The sequence below is a fragment of the Polaribacter gangjinensis genome, from assembly GCF_038024125.1.
In the GTDB taxonomy this organism is placed as follows: Bacteria; Bacteroidota; Bacteroidia; order Flavobacteriales; family Flavobacteriaceae; genus Polaribacter; species Polaribacter gangjinensis.
Map to the genome: position 1 here is coordinate 1,643,699 of NZ_CP150662.1, position 26,402 is coordinate 1,670,100.

Here is a 26,402-nt window from a genome sequence, read left to right on the forward strand (position 1 = left end):
TATGAGTTTTTTTGATATTAAAAATGCACTTCTAATTGGTTTCTTCATGGCTTTCATGATAGGACCTGTTTTTTTTATGCTGATTCAAACCAGTATTTTAAAAGGTGCTAGAGCAGCCATTGTTTTTGATTTGGGTGTTATTTTGGGTGATATTAGCTTTATTCTTTTAGCGTATTATGGAAGTAGACCTTTGTTAGAAAAAATAAAAGATGATCCTAGATTATTTTTTATTGGTGGAATGGTACTGATTATTTACGGTTTGATTACTTATTTTGACAAAGAAAACAAAAAACAGGTTGAAGAAAGTGAAGAGTTGGTAAATATTTCCGTAAAAAATAATTACTTAAAACTTTTCTTAAAGGGTTATTTTTTAAACTTTATCAATATTGGTGTTTTAACATTCTGGTTGGGAGCTGTTTTGGTTATTGGTCCCTCATTAGACATGAGTAGAAATGCCATTTTTTCTTATTTCGGAATCATTATTTTAGGCTATTTCATCACAGATTTAGGAAAAATATTTTTAGCAAAAAAACTGAAAGATAAAATGACGCCTATTTTGATTTTTCGCATCAAAAGAATCATGGGTATTATTTTGATTGTTTGTGGCGTTTTTTTAATGTTAAAAGGATTTATTCCGAATGACAAATTGAATCAATTTATCAGTTGATTTGTAATTATATCCCTTTATTTATTAATTATAGAGACAAAATAATTTGCTTTTGATACCTCTTTTTTAAATATATAAACGTATGATATCCTCTAAAGATGTTAGACTTAGTAGAGCTTTGTAAAAAATAGCTTTGCAAACTGAAAATTCACAAAGCTATTTCACATATTTTTACTAAAAAAAATGTCGCTTAATTTTAAAGCTCCATTTTAAAACTTAGCCCCAATAGATACAAAAAAGGTTCTGCCTTCACCAGGTAAAATCCCTGGTCCTGGATAACCTCCAGCTCTTCTAGTCGCATACATTTGGTTCATTAAATTATTAATACCTGCTTTGATATTATAGTTGTTTAACCATTTGTACTCTGAAGAAAAATCCATCACCTCATAGCCATCTAACCAACCTGTAACTCCATTAGCAGAGGGGTTTTGAGTGTTGTTGGCATCTGTAAAAATACCCCCTGAAGTGCGGTATTGCAAGGTGGAAGAAAAATTATTTTTGCTGTAAACCAACCCAAAATTGTGTACATATCTTGGAGAATTTTCTACGCGATTGCCTTTTAAATTACTCTCTGTAATTACTTCATTAGGTGCAGTACCACTAGTATTAAACACACTAAAATCCGAGTAACGAGCATCAATAAAACTCATAGTGGCAAATAGTTCTAAACTCCCAAAGGTATTGTAAATATTAAAAAATCGTGCAACATTAAAATTTACAAAACTTTCTATCCCTTGGTTAACAGTTTCACCTAAATTGGTTCGGTATAAAAAAGTTCCTTGGCTTGGATCGTTGTTTATAAACTGACGAATTCCTCCAATTCGGTTATTATATCTTAAGTAAAACAAACTTACATCAAAATTAATATAATTGTTTATAAACCCGCGATAACCTAAATCGGCATTGTAACCATCAGCATCTTTAAGGTTAGGATCAATTACATCAGTAACTGCTGGTGGAGTAAAGTCAGAAAACAATACCGGACGAAATGCTTGTGTAATATTCGCATACAAATTTGTGGAACCAAACTTATATTCCAATCCTAAACCAAATAAAGCTTTACTTCTGGAAATATTTTTGTCATCAAAAGGTATTTCGTTACCAGATTGCAAACCAAATCTACCACTTCCAATGTTTTCAATATATTCATATCGAACTCCGGGAATAATGCTGAATTTCTCAGTAATTTTAAATTGATTTTCTGCAAAGGCAGCTACATTGTTTGTGAAAAAATCTAACGATCTTGGAAAAATATCCTCCACACTCAAATCAAAATCTGAAGCAGTAGTTCCACGTCCTTGTTGATTTCGGGTGGTATTTGCGCGATATAATCGAACTCCAAATGTCAAATTATTCTCTATATTTCCTAATTTATATTTTAATAAATTTCTATTCTCTAATCCAAAGTTTTCATAGAAATCTCTGTCCACTCTTCGATTGGCAAATTGGTTGGTAGCGGGATTGATTTCATCTGGAATATTTGGAGTAGCTGTAAAACCTACACTGTTTCTCTCTCCAACCAAACCAAAAAACTTAGTATTGGAAGTTAAACGTTCAGATATTTTGGTATCAAAATTCAAAGAAAATACATTCCAAGGCACACCAAACCAATTACGGTCTCTCAAAGACTGACGTGGGTTATCATTGAACTGTGCATCAGTTAAACCACCTCCTTGTTGTAACTCATACACCATATTCGTATATTCTGCTGATAGTTTGGTGTTTTCAGTAAAAGCATACTCCAAAAAGAGATGAGTGTTTCGCACTTTGTATTGGCTATTTTCTCTCCATCCATCTGCACTTCTAGAATGATTATAGGCATAATAAGAAAATTTACCCAATTTTCCACCAATAGCATTGTAGCTACTCATTAAATTATAGCTGCCAATGGTATTTTGAGTTTCGAACGAGAATTTTTTGGTGTTTTCACGCTTTAATACATAGTTTAAGATCCCACCAAATTGAGGCCCATATTGCAATGCAGCACCACCTCTTATCAACTCTATACTTTCAACAGCTTCTAATGGAGGGTTATAATACGCTTCTGGATAGCCGAAAACATCCGAAGAAATATCAAAGCCATTTTGTCTAACATTCAATTCCCAGCTTCTATTGGGGCTTAAACCTCTCACCCCAACATTTATTTGCACTCCTGAACCATCGTTTTCCCAAATATTTACCCCTGGCACTCTCGAAAAAACTTCACGAGCATTATTGGTAGTTAAATTGGCACTAAAAGAAGATAATTTTAATACTTCACTTTTTTTTCCAGAATAAATGGCATTCTTTTTTGTTTCGGGCATTTTTTCTGGACTCAACCTAATGGTTGAAACCACGACTGTATCTAATTTTACAATCGTATCATTTAAAATAAAATTCTGATTTTGTGCATGTGTAAAAAAACAACATCCAAAAGCGAAAATAGCATAAAGATTTTTCATTAAAGTTTATTTAGATTAATTCTATTTTGCAAATGTAAAAACAGAATTTTTGTCACGCAAATATTATTTAGATTAAGTTTAAATAAATTTAAATTTTAACTTTTATAGAAGATTTGTTAAATTCTAAGATAATTGGTATCAAAGCATTTAGGCATTATTTGAATTAAAATTATTTTTAAAAGAGAAATATCATTAACTTAATTCCTTAAAAAAATACAACCACATTAATTGTCAAAAAAAATGAAGTAAAACAGAAATCACTTCGCTATTTTATGGAAAACTCATACAAATTACCTCCTTTAAATATAAATTTTTCATCTGTAATCAATAGCGTTTTGTGATTTGTAAAACAAACTCCTTCTTTTTGAGTTTGTTTGATAAAGGGAATTATTTTTAGCGAGCCAGAGAAAAAATCATCTCCGGTAAAATTAGAAAAAATCAGCACATTTTTTTGGGATAATAAAGCAACTGTCTTCCCATCATTAGAAATATCTGCCCCAGTAATCCAACTTGAATTTTCTTTACCATTAAAAAATTTACCTATACATTTTGCTTTATATTTCCCTTTTTTGGCAGGTATTTTATACAAAAATGTTTGACCATATTTTTCAGGAATCCTGCTTTTTGTAAAAATATAAAAGTGATCTTGAAAATAGAAAAATGCCTCTGCATCAAAAGAAAGCTGACTTTTTTTCGGAGGAAAATCGCGCTGATTTTCAAATTTAAATTCAATGATTTCAGCTTTAGCTTTGTCCTTTTTTAAATCTGATGACGCTACTTTTAGTATTCGTAAATTTTTACGAGTATTAGAATTATTACCGAAATCGCCAATATATAAATTGCCTTTCTCATCACTGGCTAAATCTTCCCAATCGTGGTTTTTAGCGTTGATTTTTAATACCTTCTGAATGGTTCCTTGCTTGTCTACCCCAAATAAATTCGAAGAATTTCCACTGTCATTAATCATCCAAATGAATGAAGAATTTATCAAAACTTCAGTTCCTGAAACTTCACGTAAAATATTTGGTAAATTGGCTAAAACAGGTTCTACTTTTTCTTTTTGACAACTTAAAATCATCAAAAAACTAACAAAATAAAACCTTTTTTTCATTGAAATTACCATCCTCCAGAGGCACCTCCACCTCCAAAACTACCACCACCAAATCCGCCACTAAAACCACCAAAGCCTCCGCCTGAAGATCCTCCTCCAAAACCACCTCCAAATCCGCCACTTCTTCTACCTGCATTTGTTAAAATGATGGTGTCAAAAATAGTTTCAAGTGGGGATTGAGTTCGGTACTTTTTTCCTCCATTGTTGTTATTTCCCTTAGAGGATAAAATAATAATGATTATTACAATAACCACGAAAATAACGACGCCAAAAGGAAAATCGCCTTCAGCATCACTTTTTCTTGAACCTTTAAATTCACCTTGCAGTGTCTTAAAAATATAATCAGAACCCAAATCCAAACCACTGTAAAAATCACCCTTTTTAAATTCAGGAATGATTACTTTATCAATAATTCTTTTAGATTGAAAATCAGTCAAAAATTCTTCAACACCTTTTCCTGACTGAATGGTAATTTTTCGGTCATCTTTAGCTAATAAAATTAGGATTCCGTTATCTTTTGTAGCATCTCCAATTCCCCATTTTTCGCCCCAATTTGCTGCTAAATAGGCAATATTTTCACCTTCTGTTGAAGCAATAATTGCCACTACAATTTGAGTGGAAGTTGTATCAGAATACCTAACTAATTTGCTTTCTAAACTGGCTTTTTGTTCTTTCGTTAATAAGTTTACATAATCATAAACACTGGTTTGAAAAGAAGGCTTTTCAGGAATTTTAAATCCCTGAGAAAAAGCTGATTGGATACAAAAAGTGAAAATTAAAAGAAACCACTTTTTGCTAAAAACTAAAAACTGAAAACTAAAAACTTTTTCTTTCATGACTTTGAAATCTCGTTAGAAAGTTCGTTTTCATCATCTTTTTCCCAAGGAAAATGCGTTTTCAACTCCTCACCTGCTTTGAGAATTCCATCAATCAACCCTTGCCTAAAATTTCCTTTTTTGAAATGTGCTTGCATAATTTCTTTAGTCGTATTCCAAAAATCTTTGGGTACTAAATCGTTAATGCCTTTGTCGCCACAAATCACAAATTTATGATCGTGAACAGCCACATAAATCAAAACGCCATTTTGTTGAGCTGTTTTATCCATTTCTAATAAATAAAACACCTCTAATGCGCGTTCATAATGATCTTTTTCAGAAGAAAATTCAATATGAACGCGTATTTCACCAGAAGTGTTTTTTTCTGCGATTTTTATGGCTGCAACAATTTCTTGCTCGTCATTTGGAGTTAAAAAAGCTTCTATTTCAGACATTTATTCTTTTTTCTTATTGAAATCGAAGTTTACATCTGGTGCGTTTTCTGAACCAGGATTTGATTTGTAACGACTCATTTCATCAAAATTAAAAATCCCTGCTAAAAAGCTGTTTGGAAATACTTTGATATGTTTATTGTAGTTGTTTACACCTTCATTAAAACGATCTCTTGCTACATTGATTCGGTTTTCAGTCCCTTCTAATTGGCTCTGTAATTCCAAAAAGTTAGCATTTGCTTTCAAATCAGGATAACGCTCCACCACCAATAATAATTTTGATAACGCACCCGTTAAACCAGCCTGAGTTTGTTGAAATTGCGCCATATTTTCAGCTGTCAAATTATTGGCATCAATAGTTGTTGAGGTTGCTTTTGATCGTGCTTCAATCACTTGAGTCAACGTTTCTTTTTCAAAATCTGCAGCACCTTGTACTGTTTTTACCAAGTTTCCAATCAAGTCGTTTCTTCGTTGATAAGCACTTTCTACATTAGACCAAGTAGTTTTTGCATCCTCTTGTAAAACAACTGCTGTATTGTTAAAGTTTTTTGCCCAACTGTAAAATCCGAAGATGACAACTACTATAATAATTACTGGGATAAGCCATTTTTTCATAATTTCCTTGATTTAAAATTTATTTTTTGTTGATGATTTTTATGAATTATTTCTATTTAGTTTTCAAATTTACAAAATCTGCGTTACACTTTTACAAAGATGTGCCACCATCCAAGGTAATTGTTTGTCCTGTAATAAATTGAGTTTCATCAGAAGCCAACCAAAGTACAGCAGCTGCAATTTCATCAGGTTTTGCATATCGTTTCATTGGAATGACACTTTTTAACTTAGCATCCATTTCGGGTTTGGTGTTTCGCAATTGATCTAATAAAGGAGATGCTGTATACCCAGGACAAACCGCATTGATTCGGATGTTTTGAGAAGCATATTCCATAGCTGCAGATTTAGTCATGCCTACGACCGCAAATTTACTAGCACTGTAACTGATATTGTGAGATGAAGCTTTTAAACCTGCCAAAGAAGCAACGTTTACAATGTTTCCATAACCTTGAATCAAAAATTGCTGCAATGCGAGTTTCATCCCATAAAAAACACCTGTTTGGTTTACAGAAATTACACGATCCCAATCTCTTAAAGTTGCTTCGTGGGTTTTTAAATAACTAGGTCCAATACCTGCATTATTGATCATAATATCAATTTTACCAAATTCAGCTACTGTGGTATTTATTAGTTTTTCAACATCAGTAAACTTTGCCACATTTACTTTTATTGGAAGCGCATTTCCTTGATTTGTTACAATTTCATCAGCAATTTTTTGCGCATTTTCTAAATTGATGTCAGCAACCACGACAGTCGCACCCTTTTTTGCAAATTGAAATGCACAGGCTTTTCCAATGCCTGAAGCTGCTCCTGTGATGATTACAATTTTATTTTTAAAATGCATAATTGTCTTTTTTTTGAAAACTTGCATCAATAAGTACCATTAAATGCGGACAACGGATCCTTTTCTATAAGTTTTTTTTGAATATATATTTTGACAACATGTAAAGCTAAATTGATGAACTCTTGTAAACTTTTTGGTTACATCTCTTATCCAACCAATTCATCCAAAATTTTGATATTTGGTACTCTTTTTATTGAAAAAATTCCTTCTGAAAGTTACTATGTATGTATTTTACAAAACCTTCAAGTACATACTTTTTAGCAATAATTTAAAGTTGATTTTTTATTTTGATAAGCTCTGCTTTTACAGCTTCTAATCTGCTAATAATTTCGTGATTGTGAAAAATTGCTGTTGGATTTTTCTTTAATTTTTGTTTGGCTCCTTCTAAAGTAAATCCGTTTTCTTTTACCAAATTATAGATTAACTTGATATTTTTTAAGTCTTCTTGTGTAAATAGCCTATTTCCTTTGGCGTTTTTTTTGGGTTTTAAAACATCAAATTCTTTCTCCCAGAATCTAATTAACGAAGTATTTACTTGAAATGCTTGTGCTACTTCACCAATTTTATAATATCTTTTTTCGGGTAAATCTATATGCATATTTTTTAATCTAAAGATTGGCTATCTTCTGATGCTTTTTGCAATGCTGCAAACTCTTCTAAAGTCAAATCAGCATAGTAAAAATTTATTGGATTCAATGATACTCCATTTTTCAAAACCTCATAATGCAAATGTGGAGAAACTGACAATCCTGTGTTACCAACATATCCAATTAAATCGCCTCTTTTTACATACCTGCCATTTGCAGTGGCAATTTTACTCATATGAGCATAAATTGTTTGATATCCATAACCGTGACTAATATACACAACATTTCCGTAAGTACTGCTTCTTTCAGCTAAAATAACTCTGCCATTTCCAGAGGCATAAATTGGAGTTCCTTTTGCTGCAGAAAAATCCATTCCTTTATGGAATTTATTGATTTTCAAGATAGGATGCATTCTCATTTGAAAACCCGATGCTACATAAAAATCTTCTTTTTTTACGGGTAATATTGCCGGAATTGATGCCAACATGTTTTCTTTATCTTTTGCTAGGTTTACAATTTCATCCAAAGATTTTGATTGAACCACCAATTGTTTTGATAAAATATCTACTTCTTTGGTTAGGTTTATAATTAATTGCGAATTGTCATAACCTTCTAAATCTTTGTATCTATTAATACCTCCAAAACCAGCTTTTCGCTGCTCATCAGTGATAGGATTTGCCTCAAAATAACTTCTATAAATATTGTTATCTCGTTGTTGAATTTCATCTAAAATAACAGCAGTTTCTTCTAACCTTTTAGTTAACAATTCATAGTGCAATTTTAAATTCTCTAATTCACGTTTTTGAGCACGTTGTTTTGGAGACATGATAAACTGACTAAAAGTAATAAATCCTAAAAAAGCAATTAATATTATCGCTAAAAAGCTAAAAAGTATTCTTCGATAATAATCTCCTTTTTTTACCTTAATTTTTCGATAAGATAAAGTGAGTTCATCATAATAATATTTTACTTTCGCCATATTGCTAAATGTACTATTTTTGCCCTGTTAAATAGATTTTTAACTGAAAAATCCATGTTTATGAACTTACAAATCTAAAAAATATTTTATTAGTACTTTTTTTTACATGGCTTTTTTAAAATTAATTAACACAATCTAACTTCCATTAGAATCCATTTATCTATGAAATCTCAAGATATTCGTGCTACTTTTTTACGCTTTTTTGAAGAAAAATCGCATCTTATTGTTCCATCTGCACCTTTAGTTCCAAAAGACGATCCAACATTAATGTTCGTCAACTCAGGAATGGCGCCTTTTAAAGAATACTTTTTAGGAAATGGTATTCCTAAAAATAATCGCATTGCAGATACTCAAAAATGTTTGCGTGTTTCAGGAAAACACAATGATTTGGAAGAAGTTGGTTATGATACTTATCATCACACTTTGTTTGAAATGTTGGGAAATTGGTCTTTTGGAGATTATTTCAAAAAAGAAGCAATTGCTTGGGCTTGGGAATTGTTGACGGAAGTTTACAAAATCGACAAAGACATTTTATATGTTACTGTTTTTGAAGGAAGTGAAGAAGACAATCTTCCTATGGATACTGAAGCTTATGAATTATGGAAGCAATTTATCCCAGAAAATCGAATTTTAAAAGGCAACAAAAAAGATAATTTTTGGGAAATGGGTGATCAAGGACCTTGTGGACCTTGTTCTGAAATTCATGTGGATATTCGTTCAAAAGAGGAAAAATCAAAGATTGATGGCAAAGATTTGGTGAACAATGACCATCCTCAAGTAGTAGAAATTTGGAATTTGGTTTTTATGCAATTCAACCGAAAAGCAGATGGCTCACTTGAAAATTTACCCAATAAACATATTGATACAGGAATGGGTTTTGAGCGTTTGTGCATGGTGTTGCAAGGTGTTCAATCCAATTATGATACTGATGTTTTTACACCAATTATCAGAGAAATTGAAACGATTTCTGATACAAAGTACGGCGTAAATGACAAACAAGATATTGCCATTCGCGTTATTTGCGATCATATAAGAACAGTTGCTTTTTCAATTGCTGATGGCCAATTGCCAAGTAATACTGGTGCAGGCTATGTAATTCGTAGAATTTTAAGACGTGCTGTGCGTTATGGATTTACATTTTTAAACAAAAAAGAACCATTTATTTATAGATTGACGACTGTCTTGAGCGAAAAAATGGGTGTTGCTTTTCCGGAATTGAAAGAGCAAAAACAACTCATTGAAAACGTAATCAAAGAAGAAGAAGCCTCATTTTTAAGAACTTTAGAACAAGGTTTATTGTTATTAGATGGCATTATTTCATCTTCAAAATCAACTCAAATTTCTGGCGAAAAAGCCTTTGAATTGTATGATACATTTGGTTTTCCTATCGATTTAACATCGTTAATTTTAGCCGAAAAAGGATTTACTTTGGACGAAAAAGGATTTCAAGAAGAACTACAAAAACAAAAAAATCGCTCAAGAGCTGCAAGCGAAACTTCTACCGAAGATTGGGTTGTAATTAGAGAAGATGCTTTTGAAGAATTTGTTGGATATGACTATTTAGAAGCCGAAGTTAAAATTACCAAATACCGAAAAGTAACCTCAAAAAAAGACGGAGAATTGTATCAATTGGTGTTCAATTTAACACCTTTTTATCCTGAAGGAGGAGGTCAAGTTGGTGATAAAGGTTTCTTAAAAGATCATCAAGGGGACTTGGTTTACATCATTGATACCAAAAAAGAAAACAACCTTATCATTCACTACACCAAAAATTTACCTTCGCATTTGAATGATGTTTTTCAAGCAGTTGTAAGTAGTGAACATCGAAAATTATCAGCAAGTAATCACTCTGCAACGCATTTATTACATCAAGCATTGCGCAGTATTTTAGGAACGCATGTAGAACAAAAAGGCTCGTTAGTGAAACCAGCTTCTTTGCGTTTTGACTTTTCGCACTTTGCAAAAGTAACTGCGGATGAATTGCGAGATATCGAAAATTTTGTAAATGCACGTATTGAAGGCAAACTTCCTTTGGAAGAAAAAAGAAATATTCCATTAAAACAAGCACTTGAAGACGGAGCAATGGCATTGTTTGGAGAAAAATATGGAGATACAGTTAGAAGTATCAAATTTGGAAAATCAGTAGAACTTTGTGGTGGAATTCATGTGAAAAACACAAGTGATATTTGGCATTTTAAAATTATCTCTGAAGGTGCAGTTGCTGCAGGAATTAGACGTATTGAGGCAATTACCAATGAAGCTGTAAAAAACTTTTATTTTGATACGCATAGCACACTTTCTGAAATTAAAAGTGTTTTGAACAATGCTCAAGAACCCGTTAAAGCTGTTCAAAATTTGCAAGAAGAAAATGCTGATTTGAAAAAACAAATAGAACAATTATTAAAAGAAAAAGCTGCAAACGTTGCTGAAACCATTCAAAATCAATTGCAAGAAATTAGTGGCGTACAATTTTTAGCAACCAAAGTGGATTTAGATGCCAATAGCATTAAAAATATTGCTTTTGGTTTGGGACAAAAACACCAAAATTTATTCTTGGTTTTTGCAACTTCTTCAGGTAATGACAAAGCCATGATTACTTGCTATATATCAAAAGAATTGGCAAAAGAACGCGGTTTTGATGCAGGAAAAGTAGTAAGTGAATTAGGAAAACTGATTCATGGTGGTGGAGGTGGTCAAAATTTCTTTGCCACTGCAGGAGGAAAAAATCCAGGAGGAATTCCAAAAGCATTGGAAAAAGCCAAAGAATATGTAATATAACATGAAACTTCAAACGCAAATTCCGCTTCAAAAAGAAACTAAAAACCCAATCAATTACCATTCAAAAATGGTATTGTTGGGTTCTTGTTTTTCTGAAAATATTGGAGCGAAGTTTGACTATTTTAAGTTTCAAAATTTGCAAAATCCGTTCGGAATTTTTTTTCATCCAAAAGCGATTGAAAAGTTCATACAACAAGTTATCTCCAAAAAAGTATTCTCTGAAAACGATATTTTCTTTGAAAATGAGCGTTGGCATTGTTTTGACGCGCATTCTAGTTTGAGTTCTTCAAACAAAGAAATTTTATTATCAAACCTAAATTTAGAGATTGAATCTACAAATTTGGCGCTCAAAAACGCAACTCATTGTTTTATAACTCTAGGAACTTCATGGATTTATAGAAATATTGAAACCAATGAAATTGTAGCAAATTGTCATAAAATTCCTCAAAAAAATTTTACCAAAGAATTGCTTTCTGTAGCTGAAATATCAGCAAGTTTACAAAATATTATTGCCCAAATTCAATCTATAAATCCAACAATTACAATAATTTTTACAGTCTCGCCAGTAAGACATTTAAAGGATGGTTTTGTAGAAAATACTCAAAGCAAAGCGCATTTAATTGCAGGAATTCATTCGGTTTTAAAAGGTAAAAATGGTTGTTATTTTCCTTCTTATGAAATCATGATGGATGAATTGCGCGATTATCGCTTTTATGCAGAAGACATGATTCATCCATCTAAAATTGCCATTGATTATATTTGGAAAAAATTAGTAACTACTTGGTTTTCTGAAGATAGCATTCCTATTATGAATGAAGTTGATAGTATTCAAAAAGCAATGTTACACAGACCTTTTCACGAAAATTCTGAACAACATCGAGCTTTCTTAAAACAAGTAAATTCTAAAATAGCCGAAATTCAAAAACAATTTACTTCAATTCAATTTTAGTTTTTTAGCATCCAAGATTTTAAAAGCATCGTTTGAAAAATACGTCAAAGTACGTATGTAAAATCATATTGATTTTTTGCTTACTTTACCAGAAAAAACAAACATGCTTAAAAATATATTCTATCCAACTTCACAAAATGTGTTTATTTGGCTAAGTACTGTTTACCTTTTGTTTTTACTTTATTTGGGTAAAATAAATCCACTAACTGTACTTTTTGTCTATTTTTTAGAAACCATCATCATTGGAATTTTTAATGCTGTAAAAATGTTATGTACTATTCAGCTTGGCAATTCTAAAGGATATGGAACCATTATTTTTTTCTTATTTCACTACGGATTTTTTATAGCAATACAATCAATTTTTGCATTTGCTATTTTTAGTATTGGTGACACTGTTGTTTTTAAAGAACCTTTTGATTTGATTCATAATTATGGCATAATTTTAAATCTACAAGATATAAAATATGCATTGCCAGCCATCATTTTTACACATCTTGGAAAGTTTTTTACGGATTTTATAGGACATCAAAAATACTTGAAATTCGATATTCAAGAGATTATGTTTTCTCCTTATGTTCGCATTTTTATTCAGCAATTTGTGGTGATTTTATCTTCGTTTTTTATCATAATTTCAGAATCAGGAATTTTTGCGGCGATTCTTTTAATCCTTTTCAGATTTTTCATTGATTTGGTGATGGAAGCTATCAAAGAAAACTCAGAAGTGTTGGATTTTGTTTCAGAAAAATTAAGTAATGATAAAGCACCTAAAGAAACAATCAAAAAACAACTCATCAATTTTACGGAATAAAGGCAAGTAACTATTCCAAAAACAATTGATAATCAATATTTTACTATATTTTAAAAGTAAATTTTTATTTCATGAAAACTGAAAATCCACTAATACAATGGCAGTATTCTCAGGAAGAATGGAATGAATTTGTGGATATTGAAAAAGCCAACAAAAAAGAAGACAATATTTATTTTGGCCTTGCAATTCTACTCATTGTACCTTTTGGATTGATGTTTTACAGAGGCACATCTTTCTTATTTTCATTGCTATTTTCTATTCCGTTTGCTGTTTTAATTCCGTTTTTACGAATGAAATTCAGCTATAAACATTTGCAAAAAAATGTATTCAACCCGCATGTAATACTATACAATGATTACATGTTGATAAATAATCATAGAATTGAAGTCGCATCAAAAAGAAAAAGAATTAAAAATTTAAAAATTATTGATGCAAAAAGCAATAAAAAACTCTTAGAAGTTGACATTCAATGGGCTACAAGAAAAGGTCCAACGAATGATGAATTCCGAATTTTAATTCCAGAAAACAAACTTTCAGAAGCCGAAAAATTAGTTGAAAATTTTTATAGTGATGATAATTAGGCAAATATAAGGCAGATGCCTTATTGAAATAAGATTGAATTTCTTACAATTTTGATACTTCAATTATGCGATAATCATTGAAAGAGAACAAGTAGTATTTTAGGAAAATTTGGGTGTGTTTTAGGTAACACACCCAACAATCCAAACTATTTTCTTTTTCATCATCTATAAATCGAAAAAAAATGAAACATTTTATCAACTTAGTTTTTATCTTTTGTATTTCAAACTTATGCACGTTCGGACAAACAGAAGCGTATAATTTAGCTTCACAAAATTTACACAAAAAAGTTAGAAAAACCATTGAACACTATTACAATTATGATGAGGAAAGTGGTGGTTTTGTAAAAACATCTGTAAATATTAATATGTATAATGATGAAGGAAACTTAATAGAAACCTATTCATTTTACGATGGAAAATATGGAGAGCCAAAACCTGTAAAAAAAGCATACAAATACAATTCTAAAGGGCAACTTACCGAAATTACTGATATTAGTGATGAAATTGGTAAGTATTCATCAAACTACATTTTCACTTACGATTCAAAAGGAAATCTTGCAAAAAAAGAAACAATTTATAAAAGTGGAGGTGGCTCATATTCCATCTATACCTTTGACAATAAAGGAAGACAAATCAAAGAACAAAATTTTGATAATACCGGAAAATTAACTTCCGAAAACACCAATTCATATAGTGGAAAAGACAAAACAAATGTTCACATAAGTTACAGTAGTCAAGATGGAAGCATTATTGGTACCTACACAACTTTGTATGAAAACGATATAAAAACCACCTATCTATCAAAAGGTAAATACAGTGACAACAAAGCCACTTATTCGTATGATAAATTTGGGAATATCACAAAATCAGTTGATGTTGGAAAAACAAACACTTACACTGCAACCTATGATTATGAATATGATAATAAAGACAATTGGATAAAAAAGCACTATAAATCAGGTAAATACCAATATTTTTATTTCAGAGAAATTCATTTTGATAATGGTGAAGTTACAGGAAGCATCGATTTTGATAAACAATATATCAACAGATATGGAAATTTTCCGAATGTAACTATTGTTCCAATTGTAAAAAAACAAACAAATTATAACACCAATAATAACACTGTAAATAACAATACAAACTCTGGAATGCCAACAATTGGCAACACCAATTGGAGTTATACGTTTGTAAACATGAAAGAAAAAATTTCAGATATTTCTGGAAATATTTTCATGACTGTTTCAGGGAAATCAAAGTTAGATTCAGGAGCTCAAGCAAAATTTACGGTCGAAATTACAGGTGCAGAAACAAAAGTTTTAGAGTATAATGTAAATAGTTATTATTATGATGAAGCAACAAAAAGACATTTTTGGTTGATGAAAACTACCAATAATGTGAGCGAAGGAACTTTGTGCATCTTTCAAACTCCTATGGTTTTAAGAGAAAAAACTGTAAAAGGTTTGTTGATGATGGGTGCAGAAGATAATAAAATATCATTTTACTTATTATAAAAATGGATACAATCCCCTACTTTTTGACCTTTTTATTTCTGATTTTTTCGATTTGGATATTTTTAGGACTTCAAAAATATCAGCAAACAATTTCTAAAAAAAATACTTTTTTAGAGGTTGAAATTGAAAAAGAAAGAAAAAATGAGGCTAAATTATTGGCTGTTTCTGAGACAATAAGCCATTTAGAAAAAAATACACAACAACAATTTTTAAAAATTAGAGTTGGCATTGTAAACCTAGAGTTTACTTTACAAGAAATTTTATAAATTTAGAGACTTAATATATTCATATGAAACACATCAAATTGCGTATTATTTTTCTCTGGATATTTTGCATTGTTTCAATTTCAAATTTTTCACAACAAAAACAAATTGATGCGTTAAAAGAGCAACTTAAAAATCGCTCACTTTCAGATTCGCTTAAAATAAAATATTTGGGTGATTTAGGTTGGTATTACTCAAGTTTTTCATCAGATTCTGCTTTTAAATATAACAAACTTGCTTTAGCACTTTCCAAAAAAACAAACAATTTAGGAGGAATTTCACAAGCTTATAACGATTTGGGAATTGTGCATTATCGTTTGTCGCAATTTGATTCTTCATTAGTTTATTATAGAAAATCATTAACTATCAGAAAAAAAATAAATGATAATGTAGGTATTGCCAGTTTGTACAACAAAATGGGTATTGCTCACAATCAATTATTTCAATTAGATTCTGCCATTTTTTATGCTTTCGAATCTTTAAAAATTTATGAAAAATTAGGTCAAAAAAAGTTTGTAGCTGCCAATTTAAATAACATTGCAAATCTTTACAAAGACACAAAACAATACCAAAAAGCTTTTGAAAAACATCAAGAAGCACTAAAAATTAGAACTTCATTAAATGATGAAAAAGGAATTTTAGAGTCGTTTGTGGGTATTGGAAATGTTCATATTGCACTTAAAAATAACGACAGTGCCAAAGTTTACTATGAAAAAAGTTTAGAAATTGGCACTAAACTAAACGCTATCAACGAATTATCTACAATCTACAACAACTTAGGCACCCTTTATAAAAGCGAAAACGACTTTACAAAATCATTCGCAAACTTCAAAAAATCATTGCAAATAAGGCAACAACTTCAAGATAATTATGGCATTGCAAGTACTTTATTAAGTTTAAGCGATTTGCAAATGAAACAAAAAAACTATCTGGAATCAGAAAGATATTTGCATCAAGGATTATCCATTGCAAAAACAGTGAAAGCCAATGAATTGCAGCAAGATGCTTACAAACAATTCATGGAATTAAAAGCTTATTTAAAACAGCCTGATAGCGTAAGCTTTTACAAAGAAAAATTCATAGCAATGCAAGAATTGTTGATAAATAACAAAGTAATTCAACAACTCTCAGAATTAGAAACAAAATACCAAACTGCTAAAAAAGAAGCTGAAATTGCCGAACAAAAAGAAATCGTTTTACAAAAAGAATTGGCACTTAAAAACAAAAGTTTATATGCAACCATTGTAACTTTTGCTTTGCTATTTTTAGGATTGTTATTCTTTGCGAACTTCAAGAAAAATCAGTTTAAACGCAGACAAATGCAAAAAGAAATTGACTTAAAAGATGCTTTGGCAACCATCAAAACTCAAAATAGATTGCAAGAGCAACGCCTTAGAATTTCAAGAGATTTGCATGATAATATTGGTGCGCAACTCACTTTTATCATTTCATCTTTAGACAATTTAAAATACCTTTCTAAAGACGCAAACGATTCTTTAAAAGAAAAATTAACCAACATCAGTTCGTTTACATCTGATACTATTTTTCAACTGCGAGACACAATTTGGGCAATGAATAAAGCCGAAATTTCAGTAGAAGATTTGCATACAAGAGTCTTATCTTTTGTTCAAAAAGCCAAAAAAGCGGTTCCAAATACCGAATTTGATATCAATTATGATATTGATACCAATATGGGATTTTCATCTTTAGTTGGCATCAATATTTTTAGGGTTATTCAAGAAGCCATCAACAATGCCATTAAATATGCTGATGCAAAAAAAATTACGATTCACTTGTTTAAAGATGAAACCGTTTTTAAAGCTTCAATTATTGATGATGGAAAAGGATTTGATATTAAAAAAGTAGATTTAGGAAATGGTTTGGCAAACATGGAACAACGTATTTCTGAGATAAATGCCTCCATTTCAATTGATTCAACTCTAGAAAAAGGAACAAAAATCATGATTCAGTTGCCATTGAAAAATTAAAATAGCATTTATGAATTTAAAAATTTGCATTGCAGAAGACAATTACTTTTTAATGAAAGCTATCAAAGAAAAGCTTTCTTTTTTTGATGATATTTCTATAAAATTTACAGGAAATAATGGTGCTGAATTGATTGGTAAGTTAGAAGAAAATCATCATATTGATGTTATTTTGATGGATATTCAAATGCCAGTAATGGACGGAATTAAAGCAACAGAACTAATCAAAAATAAATATCCGCATATAAAAATCATCATGCTAACAGTTTCTGATGATGATGAAGATGTTTTTAAATCAATAAAAGCAGGTGCAAATGGCTATTTGTTAAAAGAAATTGAAGCCGAAAATTTGCACAATTGTATTCTAGAAGTTACGCAAGGTGGCGCACCAATGACACCAAGTATTGCACTAAAGACCTTGAATTTATTGAGAAATCCTGAAAGAATTTCAATAAAATCAGAAGAATTTGATGAAGTTGAACTCACCAAAAGAGAAATCGAAATTTTAATGCAATTGAGCAAAGGATTAAATTACAATGAAATTTCTGACAACCTCATCATTTCTCCTTCTACTGTTAGAAAACATATTGAAAATATTTACAAAAAACTACAAGTTCACAGTAAAATGGAAGCTGTAATGTTGGCTCAAAAACGCAATTTGATTTAGAAAAAACTATTTCCCAATATATTGATCAACATTTTGCCAAGGACCACCATTAATAATATCAATCCCATGTTGTTGTAAAAATTGTGTTGCTTGTCCACTTCTTGCCCCACTTCTACAAACAGCAATAACTGGTTTTTTCCAAGATTTTATTTCATCCATTTTTACAGGAACTAAATTCAAAACAATGTGTTTTGCGCCATCAATATGACCATCATTCCATTCTTCTTGAGTTCTTACATCAAGAATTACCGCATTTTTTTCTAAATACTCTTTAATTTGTGCACTCATATCTTTTCTTTTAAACATGTCAAAAAAACCCATGTTGTATCTGTTTTTAATGTTGGCACAAAACTAAACCATTTTCAATCAATTTTGTGTAACTTTTATTACTTTTCAAATCAATCAAAACTTTTAAAATATCATTTTGAATAGCAAATTCATTTTTGATAGCCATTTCATATAATTCTAATAACAACAGCCAATCTTTAGAGAAATTTGTAGAAACTTCCTCAAAAATTGTTTTGATACGCTGCTCTAAAATAACATTCGAATTTCTCATTTCACGCACTTTTTCATACAATGAAAACAATCTTTTTTCAGTTTCTGAATAGGTTATTTTATGTGTTTTTGTGGTTGAAACTTTTCCTACATCACCAAAAGAAGTTACATCTGCAGCACCTGCATACGCTGAAATTACTTCTTTTCCAATAGCCATATCATAAATTCCCCATTCAGGTTTAAATAAAATTTCGTCTTTAAAAGTTACTGTGCATTCATCCAATGTAATTAGTAAAATTTTTCCACGCAAATCTCTAGTTCCTGTAATTGCTTTTCCTTTTACAATCACTCCACTTTCAAATTCGAGCGTCATAAATTCGCCTTCATAAATTCCGTAAGCTTTTAAATCTCTTGGACTCATGTCTTCAATTGGCAAATTGATGCCTTTTAATTTCCCAACTGGACTTCCAAATCCGTTTTTATGATGCGAAATTCCATGACCAATCAATTCTTTATCTCTGTTAGATAAAGCTGTTTCTCCAATTGTTTGAAAATAGGCAACTTTGTTATTTTTATCCTGAATGACTCTCGAAAAAACTCCTGAAATTTGAATTCCTGTAGTCAATTCAATAGTTCCTAAATTATTGGAATCAATCAATTTTTGAATGCCTTTTAAGCCTCCAGTTCTCAAAGCCATTGTGTTGGCAAATTCATCTAAAACCAAACTTAAATAAGCAAAATCGGGCGTTACAAACAATTGAGGTTGAGGCTTTGTGATATCAAAACTTACATTTGCGGCTTCAATAGAATAGGGAACTTTTTTTACAGTATCTTGCATACACCAAGCACTTTCGCCAATTGATGAAAGCAATCCTGCTCCATAAATTTTAGGATTTTCTAAGGTTCCAATCAAGCCATATTCTACAGTCCACCAATGCAAATTCCGGATTTGAGCCATTTCAGACAATTCACCCATATTTTCCTGTAAAAATTCTACTTTTTCTTGAGCTGCTGAAATTTCATCTTCTGTTGAATTTGGATCTTCTTTCAAAATAGACAACAATCTAATAGCTTCATACATTTCATAATCTTTGGATGATGAAATTGCTTTGCTACCAATTTCGCCAAAACGTCTTAAATATTCAGCGTATTCAGGATTTGAAATGATGGGTGCATGACCAGCAGCTTCGTGAATAATATCAGGAGCTGGCGTGTATTCAATGTGATTGATGGTGCGCATATCAGAAGCAATCACCAACACATTGTACGCTTGAAATTCCATAAAAGCATTTGGTGGAATAAATCCGTCAACAGAAACTGCAGCCCAACCAATTTCTTTTAAAATACGATTCATACCCTCCATTTGAGGAATATTTTCGATAGAAATACCTGTTTTTTCTAATCCAGGTAAATACGATTTATGAGCAACTTTACTTAAATAATCTACATTCATGCGCATTACATAGCGCCAAACAGCCTGATTTTGTGGAGTATATTCTTCATAAGGTTGCTTTACAACAAACTTATGCAAATGTTTGGGTAATTTTTTAGTGACTTCATTCAGCTCAAAATGAGATTCCATTGTATATTTCATAAAAATTATGTCGTAAAATTACGGATTTTGTAAATCATTCTTAAAAAAATACCTGTTAAAACTTAATTAACGATTTTTATAAATAAAATTAGGTACATTTAGTTTTTTCTCTAAAAATGGCTAAAGAAGGATTTGTTGCACATATTTTTGAAACCATAAAAAGTGATAAAAGATCACGCGCTTCAACTTACGATAAAATCAAAAATTTTAAAAAAGGAACTAATTTTCAAGTGACTTTTAAAAATAAAGCAACCAAAAGTCAACTTATCAGAATTCGAGAAAAAATTCAAGAAGAGAATAAAAAAGCGTTTCAAAAAAATATAATCCTCATCACAATTGTGATTTTTATACTCATTTACGTTATCGGTTTCGTAAAATTTTAAAAATACCTTTGAAAACTTTCGTAATTTTACTCTTTAATTTTTCAAAATGAACAAGAAAGTAATCTTACTGATTTTAGATGGTTGGGGCATCACTCAAGACCCAAAAGTGTCTGCAATTTACAATGCAAAAACGCCTTTTATCAATTCCTTATATGACAAATATCCAAATGCTGAATTAAGAACAGATGGTGAACATGTTGGTTTGCCAGATGGACAAATGGGAAACTCAGAAGTAGGTCATATGAATTTAGGTGCAGGAAGAATCGTGTATCAAAATTTGGCAAGAATCAATAAAGCTGTAAGAGAAAAAACATTGGGCGAAGAAAAAGTATTGATTGATACGTTTGAGTATGCCAAAAAAAATAACAAAAATGTTCATTTATTAGGATTGGTTTCTGATGGAGGAATTCACTCTCACATCAATCATTTAAAGGGATTGTTGGATGTTGCTAAAGAAAATAATGTTGAAAACGTTTTTCTTCATGCGTTTACTGATGGTCGTGATTGCGATCCAAAATCGGGTGCATTTTTTATTAAAGAAGCATTAGATTATATGCAAAAAACTACCGGAAAATTGGCAACAGTTACAGGTCGTTATTTTGCAATGGACAGAGATAATAGATGGGAACGTGTCAAAAAAGCCTATGATTGTGTGGTTCATGGAATTGGAACAAAAACGACAGATGCCATTAGTTTGATCAAAGAAAATTATGCAAAAGATATCACTGACGAATTTTTAGAGCCAATTATTTTGACAAATGCTGATGGAAATCCGACAGCAACCATCAAAGAAGGTGATGCTGTAATTTTCTTTAATTACAGAACAGACAGAGGAAGAGAATTGACAAATGCACTTTCTCAGCAAGATTTCCCTGAGCAAAACATGAAAAAACTGAATTTGTATTTCACTACAATGACCTTGTATGATGAATCATTTACAGGAATTAATGTGATTTACAACAACGATAATTTGAAAAATACTTTAGGAGAAGTATTATCAAAAGCCGGAAAAAAACAAATCAGAATTGCTGAAACTGAAAAATATCCACACGTAACTTTCTTCTTTTCTGGAGGGCAAGAAACTCCTTTTGAAGGAGAAAAACGAATTTTAAGAAATTCTCCAAAAGTAGCAACCTACGATTTAAAACCTGAGATGAGTGCGTACGAATTGCGTGATGCATTGTGTGAAGATTTAAAAACTGGCGAAGCTGATTTTGTGTGTTTAAATTTTGCAAATGGCGATATGGTTGGCCATACAGGCATCATGGAAGCAGCCATCAAAGCTTGTGAAGCTGTTGATATCTGTACAAAAGATGTCGTAGAAACTGGTTTGGCAAATGGTTATACAACGCTTTTAATTGCCGATCATGGAAATTGCGAAACGATGATGAATCCTGATGGTTCACCACACACTTCACACACCACAAACCCTGTTCCTTTTATTTTGATTGATGATGAAATTAAATCTGTAAAAAGTGGAGTTTTGGGTGATATTGCTCCTACAATTTTGGCATTAATGGGTGTGCAACAACCTCCAGAAATGACTCAAAAATCTTTATTATAATGATCAAAAAAAGCTTTCTTTTAGGATGTATTGTTTGTTTTTTTGGATGTTCAACTAAAAAGCCAACTATTGATAAAAAATCGACAATTGTAACTCCTGTAATAGAAAAAAAAGAAGTTATTACAAGAATCCCTTTTGAAACTTTAGTTACTTCAAAAAAAGATGCAGATGGTTATTTAGTAGGAATTGCGAATAGATTTGATTTTCAAGATACTGCTTACAAAGAATGGTTTGATAGTCGTTACGAAGAATATACAACTGATAAACAAGTGATTAGTGAAATATCAAAACATATTCATCAACTAACCATCAAAGTTTTTATGGGAACTTGGTGTGGTGATAGCAGAAGAGAAATTCCTAGATTTTATAAAATTTTAGATGAAACAAAATTTGATGTCAATTATCTACAGTTGATTGCGGTTGACAGATCAAAAAAATATGACAATTACGAGAAAGGACTCACTATTTTTAGAGTTCCTACCATCATTTTTTACAAAAACGGCAAAGAAATTGGACGTTTTGTAGAATATCCAAGAGAAACTATTGAAAAAGACTTCTTAAAAATTGTTTCTGGTATGCCTTACAAGCATTCTTATGTAGATTATAAATAAATCCATTTATCAATAAATATAGTAACTTTGCGCTTTATTTTTGAAAATGATTGTAATTAAAACCAAAGAAGAAATTGAAATCATGCGCGAAAGTGCATTGGTTGTTTCGAGAACTTTAGGCATGCTTGCTAAAGAAGTAAAACCTGGCGTTTCTACTTTATATCTAGACAAATTAGCAGAAGATTTTATCAGAGAACAAGGCGCAATTCCAGGATTTTTAGGGTTGTATGATTTTCCAAATACACTTTGTATGAGTCCAAACTCACAAGTTGTTCATGGAATTCCAAACAAAGAACCTTTACAAGAAGGAGATATTATTTCTATTGATTGTGGTGCCATCAAAAACGGATTTTATGGCGATCATGCCTATACTTTTGCAGTAGGTGAAATCGATGAAGCAACGCAAAAATTATTAGATATCACAAAACAAAGTTTATATGTTGGAATTAAAGAATTCAAAGCTGGAAATAGAGTTGGAGATGTTGGCTTTGCCATCCAAAATTTTACTGAAAAACATGGTTTTGGAGTTGTAAGAGAATTGGTTGGTCATGGTTTAGGACGTAAAATGCACGAAGATCCAGAAATGCCAAATTACGGTAGAAAAGGTGTTGGAAAAAAATTCTTAGAAGGAATGACAGTTGCTATTGAACCCATGACAAATATGGGAACTCACAGAATTAAGCAACACAAAGATGGATGGACAATTACAACTTTAGATGGAAAACCTTCTGCGCATTTTGAGCACAATGTGGCAATTGTAAACGGAAAACCAGAATTACTTTCTACCTTTCAATACATTTATGATGCATTAGGAATCGTTTCTGATGAAGAAAAAGAATTCAGACAAAAATTGTAAAAATTACAAAAATGAACATTCAAGATATCGAACAAAAAGAAATTGTAAAAGGCTATAAAGGAAGATTTGTACACATGGAAACCTTTACACTTGCTTTTTGGGAAGTTGAAGCTGGTGCTGAAATTCCAATTCATTCCCATGTTCACGAACAAACCACTCAAGTCATAGAGGGCGAATTCGAAATGACTGTTGATGGTGTTACAAAAATTTATACTCCTGGAATGTTAGTAACAATTCCTTCGTTTGCAAAACATGGAGGAAAAGCAATTACAGCTTGTAAACTTACAGATGTTTTTTGTCCTGTTAGAGAAGATTATAAATAATTTTTAGACACTAATTTCTCTAATTTCACAAAAAATGAATTCACTAATTTACAAACAAGAAAGTTATAATATTATTGGAGTCTGTATGGAAGTTCATAAGGAATTAGGAAAAGGTTTTTCAGAGAATGTTTATGGGGATGCTTTAGAAATTGAATTAATTAATGCTGGTGTAAATTATAAAAGAGAAGTAAAATTTAACATCTCCTATAAAGAAAACTTACTACCACATTTTTATGTGGCAGATTTTATAATTGAAAATAAGATAGTTTTGGAAATTAAGGCAATAGAAATTCTCAACAATAGCCATGTAAAACAAACACTCAATTATTTGGCAGCATCAAAAAATTAAAATTAGGAATATTAGTGAATTTTGGAGAAGATAGTTTAACCTACAAAAGAGTTATTTTGTGAAATTTGTGTAATTCGTGTCTATATTCAAAGTAATATTAAATACAATCCCAAGACCTTGGCTCATCAAAATGAGTTATTGGATTCGTCCAATCATCACACTTTATTTAAAAGGAAATAATTTTACAGATCCAATTGATGGAAAAAGTTTCCGAAAAATGTTGCCTTATGGTTATGGAAAACAACGCGAAAATGCACTTTCACCATCAACCTTATCATTAGAAAGACACAGATTGATGTGGTTGTTTTTAAAAAATGAAACTGATTTTTTTACATCAACAAAAAAGCTTAAAACACTCCACATTGCACCTGAACAATGTTTTTTATCCCTATTTAAAAAACAGCAAAATTTAGAGTATATCACGAGTGATATAGAATCGCCCATTGCTGATGTAAAAGCAGATATTTGCAATCTTCCTTTTGAAGACAATTCGTTTGATGTTATTTTTTGCAACCATGTTTTAGAACACATTCATGATGATACAAAAGCGATGCAAGAATTATTTCGTGTATTAAAAAAAGGCGGATTTGGAATTTTTCAAGTACCACAAGATTTAAGTAGAAAAACTACTTTTGAAGATAATTCTATCACTGAAAAAAAAGAAAGAGCCAAGATTTTTGGGCAATATGATCATGTTCGGGTTTATGGAAAAGATTATTTTAACAGATTAAGAAACGTAGGTTTTAAAGTAGATGAAATTGATTATACTAAAAAAATCGCCCCAGAAAAACTAGAACGATTTTGTTTAATGAAAGGCGAAATATTACCTGTTTGTTATAAAAATTAATTTTCAGAAGATTTTTTTATAAAATCCTCCATTTTTTCAAGTTTTTCATCTCCAAGAATAATTAATTCATCTCTTAGAAGCTGATAGTTTTTGTTTGATAATTTTGTCAATTTTGTTTTGCCTTGATAATCTACATCTTCATCGATTGTCTCATTTAACACAGTTCCGTTTTGATTTATCCAAAAAACTTGCGAACCTTTTACAGCCTGAGCACTATTATTATAGAAAAATCCAACAAAATCGAAATGAGAATCTTTCTTTAAAAATCGACCATCAATTGAACATAAAAAGCCCTCTAAATCATACCCCTCTTGAGAATATATTGGATGAATCCCTCCTCCTAAATGTCCACCAAAAAGATACCACTCCTTATCAATTTTAACCTCACCATCATTATTATACTTATCGATAAAATTAGATTTTTTTAGGCTTTTTAACACCTCTTCTACTTGTAAAAACTTAACTGTTTTTTGTTCATTTAAGTCAAAAACAAAGGGTTCTTTAGCATTATTTGGATACGTAACCAATCTTCCATTACCTCTTGGCAACATTACTTTTCCGTAATTTGTAGCTAGCGTATTAAAATCTGAAATACTAGGAATTAAAAATCCTTTGCTTGTTTTAGAGTTATAGCAAAACAATTTTGTTGGTTCATTTTCTTTGTTTTTAAAGATAAAATATCCATCAAAACTTACAATATCTTCATATTCATCTGCCTCAACTAAAACTTTGCCAAGATCATTCATTAATCCAAAAAAATCATTCTTCTTGTAAATCGCAACGTTATTTGCATTAAATTGATAAATACTATCAACTTTAATTGATAACATATCAGACTTTGTCATCCAAAGTAATCGTAAAGAATCGATTCTTTTGTACTCTTTTTCTTGGCGAATTCTCTCTTCTTCTTGCCTTTTTTTCTCTATAGCAATCTTTTCTAAAAATTCGGTTATATCAACAGAAAGTGTTAACATTTCTGTATATTCTTCACTTTTTTTATTTTTTGCCAAAGAGAAATAATAACTAGCATACTTTTTTGCCTCTTCATATTGCTTTAATTCAAAGTAGATGAAAGTACCAAGTCTTGCAACATCAGATGTATTGATGGTGTCTAAATATTTCATGGCTTTTTCAAAATGTTCTTTTGCAAAAGAGAAATCAAGATTATTAAGACTTTCATTAGCTCTTTTTATATAAACACTCGCAATTTCATTGTTTGATTGCGCTTGAAATTGCAAGAAATAGAAAAAACATAAAACTACTAGCAAATACTTTTTCATTGTAATTATTTTTTGTTTCTCTAAAATTAAAAAATATAATT

27 protein-coding genes are annotated in these 26,402 nt (G+C 30.9%); 16 read left to right on the plus strand and 11 right to left on the minus strand.

Going from position 1 to position 26,402, the window contains the following annotated elements:
- The first annotated feature begins 1 nt into the window (after position 1).
- Positions 2-667, plus strand: coding sequence for a LysE family translocator (locus WHA43_RS07310; protein ID WP_105046429.1), 666 nt, complete (start codon positions 2-4; stop codon positions 665-667).
- A gap of 209 nt (positions 668-876) precedes the next feature.
- On the opposite strand, the gene WHA43_RS07315 is transcribed toward WHA43_RS07310, so the two are convergent.
- From WHA43_RS07315 to WHA43_RS07350, 8 genes are all read right to left on the minus strand, one after another.
- On the minus strand, positions 877-3,108 hold the full coding sequence (locus tag WHA43_RS07315; protein WP_105046430.1) for a TonB-dependent receptor family protein: 2,232 nt from the start codon (positions 3,106-3,108) through the stop codon (positions 877-879).
- A 265-nt stretch (positions 3,109-3,373) separates the two neighbouring features.
- Positions 3,374-4,219, minus strand: a complete 846-nt coding sequence (locus WHA43_RS07320; protein ID WP_226742858.1) for a hypothetical protein — start codon at positions 4,217-4,219, stop codon at positions 3,374-3,376.
- Between the two features lie 5 nt (positions 4,220-4,224).
- Positions 4,225-5,055: a TPM domain-containing protein gene (locus WHA43_RS07325; protein ID WP_105046431.1), complete on the minus strand. Its 831-nt coding sequence runs from the start codon at positions 5,053-5,055 to the stop codon at positions 4,225-4,227.
- Entirely contained in the window at positions 5,052-5,489 is a 438-nt protein-coding gene (locus tag WHA43_RS07330) for a TPM domain-containing protein (RefSeq protein ID WP_105046432.1), read from the minus strand. Before WHA43_RS07330 ends, WHA43_RS07325 begins: the two co-directional genes overlap by 4 nt.
- Entirely contained in the window at positions 5,490-6,101 is a 612-nt protein-coding gene (locus WHA43_RS07335; RefSeq protein ID WP_105046433.1) for a LemA family protein, read from the minus strand. It abuts the gene before it with no gap.
- A gap of 91 nt (positions 6,102-6,192) precedes the next feature.
- Positions 6,193-6,945, minus strand: a complete 753-nt coding sequence (locus WHA43_RS07340) for an SDR family NAD(P)-dependent oxidoreductase (protein WP_105046434.1) — start codon at positions 6,943-6,945, stop codon at positions 6,193-6,195.
- A 268-nt stretch (positions 6,946-7,213) separates the two neighbouring features.
- The gene (locus WHA43_RS07345) at positions 7,214-7,543 is read right to left on the minus strand and encodes a MerR family transcriptional regulator (protein WP_105046435.1); all 330 of its coding nucleotides are present in this window, start codon (positions 7,541-7,543) and stop codon (positions 7,214-7,216) included.
- Between the two features lie 5 nt (positions 7,544-7,548).
- Complete coding sequence (locus WHA43_RS07350; RefSeq protein ID WP_105046436.1) at positions 7,549-8,511, minus strand: M23 family metallopeptidase; 963 nt, start codon at positions 8,509-8,511, stop codon at positions 7,549-7,551.
- Positions 8,512-8,673: 162 nt separating this feature from the next.
- On the opposite strand from WHA43_RS07350, the gene alaS reads away from it, so the two are divergent.
- From alaS to WHA43_RS07390, 8 genes are all read left to right on the plus strand, one after another.
- Positions 8,674-11,289 (plus strand): alanine--tRNA ligase, encoded by a 2,616-nt coding sequence (gene alaS, locus WHA43_RS07355; protein ID WP_105046437.1) that lies wholly within the window; start codon positions 8,674-8,676, stop codon positions 11,287-11,289.
- Position 11,290: 1 nt separating this feature from the next.
- Positions 11,291-12,238, plus strand: coding sequence for a GSCFA domain-containing protein (locus tag WHA43_RS07360; protein ID WP_105046438.1), 948 nt, complete (start codon positions 11,291-11,293; stop codon positions 12,236-12,238).
- A 103-nt stretch (positions 12,239-12,341) separates the two neighbouring features.
- The gene (locus tag WHA43_RS07365; RefSeq protein ID WP_105046439.1) at positions 12,342-13,046 is read left to right on the plus strand and encodes a DUF6498-containing protein; all 705 of its coding nucleotides are present in this window, start codon (positions 12,342-12,344) and stop codon (positions 13,044-13,046) included.
- A gap of 71 nt (positions 13,047-13,117) precedes the next feature.
- Positions 13,118-13,627, plus strand: a complete 510-nt coding sequence (locus WHA43_RS07370; protein ID WP_105046440.1) for a hypothetical protein — start codon at positions 13,118-13,120, stop codon at positions 13,625-13,627.
- Between the two features lie 182 nt (positions 13,628-13,809).
- Positions 13,810-15,141: a hypothetical protein gene (locus tag WHA43_RS07375; protein ID WP_105046441.1), complete on the plus strand. Its 1,332-nt coding sequence runs from the start codon at positions 13,810-13,812 to the stop codon at positions 15,139-15,141.
- Positions 15,142-15,143: 2 nt separating this feature from the next.
- Complete coding sequence (locus tag WHA43_RS07380; RefSeq protein ID WP_105046442.1) at positions 15,144-15,407, plus strand: hypothetical protein; 264 nt, start codon at positions 15,144-15,146, stop codon at positions 15,405-15,407.
- Between the two features lie 23 nt (positions 15,408-15,430).
- Positions 15,431-17,392, plus strand: coding sequence for a tetratricopeptide repeat-containing sensor histidine kinase (locus WHA43_RS07385; protein WP_105046443.1), 1,962 nt, complete (start codon positions 15,431-15,433; stop codon positions 17,390-17,392).
- A 10-nt stretch (positions 17,393-17,402) separates the two neighbouring features.
- Entirely contained in the window at positions 17,403-18,056 is a 654-nt protein-coding gene (locus WHA43_RS07390; RefSeq protein WP_105046444.1) for a response regulator transcription factor, read from the plus strand.
- A 6-nt stretch (positions 18,057-18,062) separates the two neighbouring features.
- Here WHA43_RS07390 and WHA43_RS07395 read toward each other — a convergent pair whose 3' ends face one another.
- Positions 18,063-18,344 (minus strand): rhodanese-like domain-containing protein, encoded by a 282-nt coding sequence (locus WHA43_RS07395; RefSeq protein ID WP_105047327.1) that lies wholly within the window; start codon positions 18,342-18,344, stop codon positions 18,063-18,065.
- A 46-nt stretch (positions 18,345-18,390) separates the two neighbouring features.
- A complete protein-coding gene (locus tag WHA43_RS07400) occupies positions 18,391-20,136 on the minus strand; it encodes an aromatic amino acid hydroxylase (protein ID WP_105046445.1) in 1,746 nt (581 codons plus the stop codon).
- A 128-nt stretch (positions 20,137-20,264) separates the two neighbouring features.
- On the opposite strand from WHA43_RS07400, the gene WHA43_RS07405 reads away from it, so the two are divergent.
- The 7 genes from WHA43_RS07405 to WHA43_RS07435 all read left to right on the plus strand — a co-directional run bounded on the left by WHA43_RS07405 (position 20,265) and on the right by WHA43_RS07435 (position 25,081).
- A complete protein-coding gene (locus WHA43_RS07405; RefSeq protein ID WP_105046446.1) occupies positions 20,265-20,531 on the plus strand; it encodes a hypothetical protein in 267 nt (88 codons plus the stop codon).
- A 46-nt stretch (positions 20,532-20,577) separates the two neighbouring features.
- The gene (gene gpmI / locus WHA43_RS07410; RefSeq protein WP_105046447.1) at positions 20,578-22,095 is read left to right on the plus strand and encodes a 2,3-bisphosphoglycerate-independent phosphoglycerate mutase; all 1,518 of its coding nucleotides are present in this window, start codon (positions 20,578-20,580) and stop codon (positions 22,093-22,095) included.
- Complete coding sequence (locus WHA43_RS07415) at positions 22,095-22,706, plus strand: thioredoxin family protein (RefSeq protein ID WP_105046448.1); 612 nt, start codon at positions 22,095-22,097, stop codon at positions 22,704-22,706. The genes gpmI and WHA43_RS07415 overlap by 1 nt, the downstream gene beginning before the upstream one ends.
- A gap of 46 nt (positions 22,707-22,752) precedes the next feature.
- Entirely contained in the window at positions 22,753-23,562 is an 810-nt protein-coding gene (gene map, locus WHA43_RS07420) for a type I methionyl aminopeptidase (RefSeq protein ID WP_105046449.1), read from the plus strand.
- An 11-nt stretch (positions 23,563-23,573) separates the two neighbouring features.
- Complete coding sequence (locus tag WHA43_RS07425; protein WP_105046450.1) at positions 23,574-23,885, plus strand: cupin domain-containing protein; 312 nt, start codon at positions 23,574-23,576, stop codon at positions 23,883-23,885.
- 34 nt (positions 23,886-23,919) lie between these two features.
- Positions 23,920-24,234 carry a GxxExxY protein gene (locus tag WHA43_RS07430; RefSeq protein ID WP_317197470.1) on the plus strand — a complete coding sequence of 105 codons (315 nt, stop codon included), beginning with the start codon at positions 23,920-23,922 and terminating at the stop codon, positions 24,232-24,234.
- A 76-nt stretch (positions 24,235-24,310) separates the two neighbouring features.
- Entirely contained in the window at positions 24,311-25,081 is a 771-nt protein-coding gene (locus WHA43_RS07435) for a class I SAM-dependent methyltransferase (RefSeq protein ID WP_226742859.1), read from the plus strand.
- On the opposite strand, the gene WHA43_RS07440 is transcribed toward WHA43_RS07435, so the two are convergent.
- Entirely contained in the window at positions 25,078-26,361 is a 1,284-nt protein-coding gene (locus WHA43_RS07440; protein ID WP_146104909.1) for a hypothetical protein, read from the minus strand. The genes WHA43_RS07435 and WHA43_RS07440 overlap by 4 nt on opposite strands.
- Between the last annotated feature and the right edge of the window lie 41 nt (positions 26,362-26,402).